The organism is Pseudomonas antarctica (genome assembly GCF_900624995.1).
GTDB classification, from domain to species: Bacteria; Pseudomonadota; Gammaproteobacteria; order Pseudomonadales; family Pseudomonadaceae; genus Aquipseudomonas; species Aquipseudomonas antarctica.
Genome location: NZ_UYXQ01000187.1, coordinates 1 through 5,319, shown reverse-complemented (window position 1 = coordinate 5,319; position 5,319 = coordinate 1). Strand labels below are relative to the sequence as shown.

At 60.2% G+C, this 5,319-nt stretch carries 5 protein-coding genes; 4 read left to right on the top strand and 1 reads right to left on the bottom strand.

Annotated elements, in window-relative coordinates:
• Both E0F99_RS28670 and E0F99_RS28665 read left to right on the top strand, forming a co-directional pair.
• A partial coding sequence (locus E0F99_RS28670) for an autotransporter outer membrane beta-barrel domain-containing protein (RefSeq protein ID WP_130909086.1) occupies positions 1-1,316 on the top strand: 1,316 nt, incomplete at its 5' end.
• Between the two features lie 246 nt (positions 1,317-1,562).
• Positions 1,563-2,993, top strand: coding sequence for a polyurethane esterase (locus E0F99_RS28665; protein ID WP_083358481.1), 1,431 nt, complete (start codon positions 1,563-1,565; stop codon positions 2,991-2,993).
• Between the two features lie 56 nt (positions 2,994-3,049).
• On the opposite strand, the gene E0F99_RS28660 is transcribed toward E0F99_RS28665, so the two are convergent.
• The gene (locus E0F99_RS28660; protein WP_083358480.1) at positions 3,050-3,274 is read right to left on the bottom strand and encodes a YgdI/YgdR family lipoprotein; all 225 of its coding nucleotides are present in this window, start codon (positions 3,272-3,274) and stop codon (positions 3,050-3,052) included.
• Positions 3,275-3,461: 187 nt separating this feature from the next.
• On the opposite strand from E0F99_RS28660, the gene E0F99_RS28655 reads away from it, so the two are divergent.
• Positions 3,462-5,108, top strand: a complete 1,647-nt coding sequence (locus E0F99_RS28655; RefSeq protein ID WP_083358479.1) for a VRR-NUC domain-containing protein — start codon at positions 3,462-3,464, stop codon at positions 5,106-5,108.
• Positions 5,105-5,319 (top strand): hypothetical protein (locus tag E0F99_RS28650; protein WP_130909085.1); only part of this gene is annotated, 215 nt, incomplete at its 3' end. The genes E0F99_RS28655 and E0F99_RS28650, both read left to right, overlap by 4 nt.

Genomic DNA, 5,319 nt, shown 5'->3' with positions numbered 1-5,319 from the left:
CGCTCAATGGCGGCACCGTGACCTTGGCCCTGGAAAACAGCCCGACACTGCTCAGCAGCGCACAAGCGCAGAGCTTGATCGGTCGCCAATACAACATCCTGCAAGCGGCGGGTGGCATTACCGGCAGTTTCGGTTCGGTGCTGCCTGATTACCTGTTTATCGGTGGCACGTTGAACTATGCGGCCAACGGTGTACAGCTTGACGTCGCGCGCACGGCCAACAGTTTCGCCAGTGCAGCGGCCACACCAAACCAGCGCGCCGTGGCCACAGCAGCCGAGCAATTGGGCGCGGGCAATGCCGTGTATGAAAGCGTGCTGTTGGCGCCGAACGCGGCCTCGGCACAAGGTGCGTTCCAGCAACTGAGCGGCGAAATCTACCCGGCGTTGCAGACCGCGCTGGTCAATGACAGCCGCTACGTGCGTGATGCCGTGGGTGAACGCCTGCGCAATGGCGAGATGGGCGCGACCAGCCAGACCGTCGACAGCCGTGGCAACGTGTGGGTCAAGGCGCTGGGCGCGTGGGGCAAGACCGACAGCCGCAGCGACACGGCGGGCTACACCACGTCTGTTGGCGGCATGCTCGCCGGGGTCGATGGCGCGCTGGACGAAGCGACCCGCATCGGTTTGGTCGCCGGCTACAGCGACACCTCGTTGAACATGGGCGAGGGCACCCATAGCCGTGCTGCGGTGGACAGTTACCACTTCGGCGCTTACGCCGGGCATGAGATCGGCGCCTGGCGCTTGAGTGGCGGCGCGACCTACAGCTGGCACCGCGCGGATGTGAAGCGCGACCTGCAATACGGCGATGTTGCCGGTAAGCAGAAGGTCAAAGTCGATGCGAACAGCACCCAGGTGTTCGGTGAGGCGGCGTACCGCGTCAACCTGCAACCGCTGGCCCTGGAGCCGTTTGCCAATGTGGCGTACGTACATCTGAAGACCGATGGTTTTACCGAGAAGGGGGATGCTGGCGCGTTGAAAGGTCATGACGACACGCGCGATGTGGTGTTGAGCACCTTGGGGGTGCGTGCGTTGCAGACCTTTAATGTGAATGATCACCAGCAGTTGGAAGTGTCTGGCACCTTGGGTTGGCAGCACAATTTGAGCAGCACTGATTCGCAGCAGCACCTGGCGTTTGCCTCGGGCGGGCCTTCGTTTGCGGTGGAAAGTGCACCGATGGTGCGCAACGCGGCATTGGTCGGGGCGCGGGTGAGCCTGGCGTTGAGCAAGGAGGCGCGGGTGAATTTTGATTACAACGGTCTGCTGGCGAGCAAGGACAAAGTGCACGGGGTGGGGTTGAGCCTCGATTGGGCGTTCTAAACAAGCACGACCTGCTTAATGTGGGGTCGGGTTTTATGTGGGAGCGGGCTTGCTCGCGAAAGCGATGTGTCAGTTGATGGATTCATTGGCTGGTTCACCGCATTCGCGAGCAAGCCCGCTCCCACAATTGGATTGAGGGGTAACAGGGAGATTTTCGTTGGCCTGGAGGCCGTCATTGCAGGCAATGCCCGCAGTTAAAAGGTGTTTTCGCTTTCTCTACAAATCCAACAACAGAGAGGCCGTACCATGGGAATCTTTGACTACAAAAACCTCGGAACCGAGGGCTCCAAAGCGTTGTTCGCCGATGCCATGGCGATCACGTTGTATGCCTACCACAACCTCGATAACGGCTTTGCCGTGGGGTATCAGCACAACGGCCTGGGGCTCGGGTTGCCGGCCACGTTGGTCGGTGCGCTACTCGGCAGCACGGATTCGCAGGGCGTGATTCCGGGCATTGCGTGGAACCCCGACTCGGAAAAAGCTGCGCTTGAGGCGGTGCAGAAAGCCGGGTGGACGCCGATCAGTGCCAGCGCGCTTGGCTACGGCGGCAAGGTCGATGCGCGCGGCACCTTCTTTGGTGAAAAGGTTGGCTACACCACCGCGCAGGTCGAAGTGCTCGGCAAGTACGATGATGCCGGCAAACTGCTGGAAATCGGCATCGGTTTTCGTGGCACTTCAGGGCCGCGGGAAACCTTGATCAGCGACTCCATCGGCGACTTGATCAACGACCTGCTGGCAGCGCTGGGCCCCAAGAATTACGCGAAAAACTACGCCGGCGAAGCCTTTGGTGGTTTGCTCAAGAACGTCGCCGACTTTGCCGGTGCCCATGGCCTGACCGGCAAGGACGTGGTGGTCAGCGGCCACAGCCTGGGCGGCCTGGCGGTCAACAGCATGGCGGATTTGAGCAACAACAAATGGTCGGGATTCTACAAGGATTCCAACTACGTGGCCTACGCCTCGCCCACCCAGAGCGCCGGCGACAAGGTGCTTAACATCGGCTATGAAAACGACCCGGTGTTCCGCGCGCTGGACGGCTCGTCGTTCAACCTGTCGTCCCTGGGCGTGCACGACAAACCCCACGAATCGACCACCGACAATATCGTCAGTTTCAACGACCACTACGCCTCGACGCTGTGGAATGTGCTGCCGTTTTCCATCGTCAACCTGCCGACCTGGGTCTCGCACTTGCCGACGGCGTATGGTGACGGCATGACGCGGATCCTCGAGTCCGGCTTTTACGAGCAGATGACTCGCGATTCCACGGTGATCGTCGCCAACTTGTCCGACCCGGCGCGAGCCAACACGTGGGTGCAGGACCTCAACCGCAATGCCGAGCCGCACAAGGGCAACACGTTCATCATCGGCAGTGACGGCAACGACCTGATCCAGGGCGGCAAGGGCGCGGATTTTATCGAAGGCGGCAAAGGCAATGACACGATCCGCGACAACAGCGGGCATAACACCTTTCTGTTCAGCGGCCACTTTGGCAATGATCGGGTGATTGGCTATCAGCCGAGCGACACGTTGGTGTTCAAGGACGTGGAGGGGAGCACCGACCTGCGTGACCACGCCAAGGTGGTCGGCGCCGATACAGTGCTCACGTTTGGTGCCGACTCGGTGACATTGGTCGGCGTCGGGCATGGCGGCCTGTGGACAGATGGTGTAGTGATCGGCTGATCAACCGGTACTGAAGCCTGCAACAAAAAGCCCCGCATCTGCGGGGCTGTTTGTTATCACTTTTCGTTGCGTACCGTCGCCACGTCATCGGCCTTGACGCGCACGTGCTTGCCGGCGATATCGGTGAATTCGTAGAAGCCGTCGGCTGTTTTGGTGTTCGGGGTGTCCTTGGTCAAGTACTGCGTGCCATTTTGCAACGTCACCACGGTTTGCGTTGAGCAACCGGTCAATAGCAGAAAAGTGAGTGCAACCAGTGGCAGACCCAAATTCTTCATGTTCATAACCCTTACTTTTAACCCTGGAAAGTCCCGCGCCAGGCGCTGCGGGCCACAAATATTACGCGATCAACTGAGCTATCTGATCACTTTTATAAGAAAAGTTGCGTGTGCCATTTATCTATTACCGATTGCAACAACATGTTTACGACGGCAATCTGTATGCATAACCAGTATTTGATCAGTGTGCGACATGCCCAATCCTCTCGACGACCCTTTGTATTACCTGCATAACTTCCGCCAAGTGCTGCACTGGCTGGGGCAACGCTATGCCGATTTACTCGATGCGGACGAACAGCATTTCATTCAGCAATTTGACAGGTTGCCGCAAGCGTCGCAGGCGTTATTGGTGCGCATGGTCATGCGTAAGGGCGTGCACTTTCGTGCAAGCAAACTCAATTATCTCGAGATCGGCTGTACCCACACGGCCGCGTTGGCATTGGTGCAGCAGGGTTGGGTCGATGACCAGAGCCTGCTGTGCTTTGAAGCGCTGTTTGCGCTGCTGCAAAAAGGCGAAGTCCTTGATGCGTTCAAACCCTGGATTGACCAGCCAAAAGGCAAGAAGGCCGACTGGCTTGAGTCGTTGGCGCAGCAGTTCACGCAACAGCGCAGCTTTGCCCAGTGGTGCCCGGACCTGAGCGATGCGCTCTACAGCCTCAAGGTGATGGACTTGTGTGATCGCCTGCGCCTGATGTTCTTCGGCAATCTGCACCAGGATTGGTCGGAGTTCGTGCTGGCTGACCTGGGCATCCATACCTATGAAAAGGTCGAATTCGGCGCGCAGTCCCGAGGCCTGCGCACGCGCGAGGATGTGCACGGGTTCCTGTTCCTGCACCAGTGCCAGCAGGCCTTCGAAGCGGGGCAAGCGCTGGGCGACGTGCTGGCGCAAATCGCTACGCTTTCAACCGACAACCCCTGGCTGGAAAAGCGCCGCGCCAAGCTGTGGTTTCAGATCGGCCAGTATTGCGAGCGCAGCGCCGAACTGGACTTGGCGCAGCAGATCTACCGCAATTGCGCTTATCCCGGTGCGCGTTCACGCCTGATTCGCGTGCTGGAGCGCCAGGAGAATTACGCGCAAGCCATGGCCCTGGCGTGCGCCGCGCAACAGGCCCCGCAAAGCGCCGCCGAGCAGCAGCAGGTGCTGCGAGTGCTGCCACGCCTGCGCCGTAAACTGGGGGAACCGGCGCTGCCTAAGGTCAAGCCGCGGCCCGTCACGCGGCTGGACCTGGCGCTGACCCTCCCCGAGCCGCTGATGTCGGTGGAATATTGCGTGCAAGCGCATCTCAGCGCGCCCGATGCGCCAGTGCACTACGTTGAGAACGGGCTGATCAATTCGTTGTTCGGGCTGCTGTGCTGGGAGGCGATTTTCGCGCCGTTGCCCGGCGCGTTTTTCCACCCGTTCCAACGCGGCCCGGTGGACCTGCACAGCGAGGATTTTCATCAGCGCCGCGCGCCGTTGTTTGCCGCCTGCTTCGAGCAGCTTGGGGATGAGCGCTACAAGGCGACCATCCGCCAGCGTTACGTGAGCAAATGGGGTATACAGTCGCCCTTCGTGTTTTGGAACCTGCTCAGTGAAGCGCTATTAGAGCAGGCGTTGGAGTGTCTGCCCGCCGAACACCTGCGCTACTGGTTTGAACGGCTGTTGCTGGACATCCGCGCCAACCGCGCGGGCATGCCTGACCTGATCCAGTTCTGGCCCGCGCAGAAGACCTACCGCATGATCGAGGTCAAAGGCCCCGGTGATCGCTTGCAAGACAACCAGCTACGCTGGCTGGAGTTCTGTGGCGAGTACCAGATGCCGGTCACCGTTTGTTATGTGCGCTGGGCAGAGCCCGCTTGAGTTATAGCGTCGCAGTGCGGGCGTTGTGTGAGTTCACGGCGAAGGTCGGCGACCTGGACCTGCGTTTCACGCCGTCGCCCAGCGCCCAGGAAGGCATTGTCGGCCACCGCACCGTGGCTTCGCGGCGCAGCACGCACTACCAGAGCGAAGTGGCGCTGGAGGGTGAATACCAGCAGCTCAAGGTGCGGGGCAGGGCGGACGGCTACGACCC

Coding starts and splice junctions, on each gene's coding strand:
- E0F99_RS28665 (WP_083358481.1), top strand. CDS start 1,563: ATGGGAATCTTTGACTACAAAAACCTCGGAACCGAGGGCTCCAAAGCG.
- E0F99_RS28655 (WP_083358479.1), top strand. CDS start 3,462: ATGCCCAATCCTCTCGACGACCCTTTGTATTACCTGCATAACTTCCGC.
- E0F99_RS28660 (WP_083358480.1), bottom strand. CDS start 3,274: ATGAACATGAAGAATTTGGGTCTGCCACTGGTTGCACTCACTTTTCTG.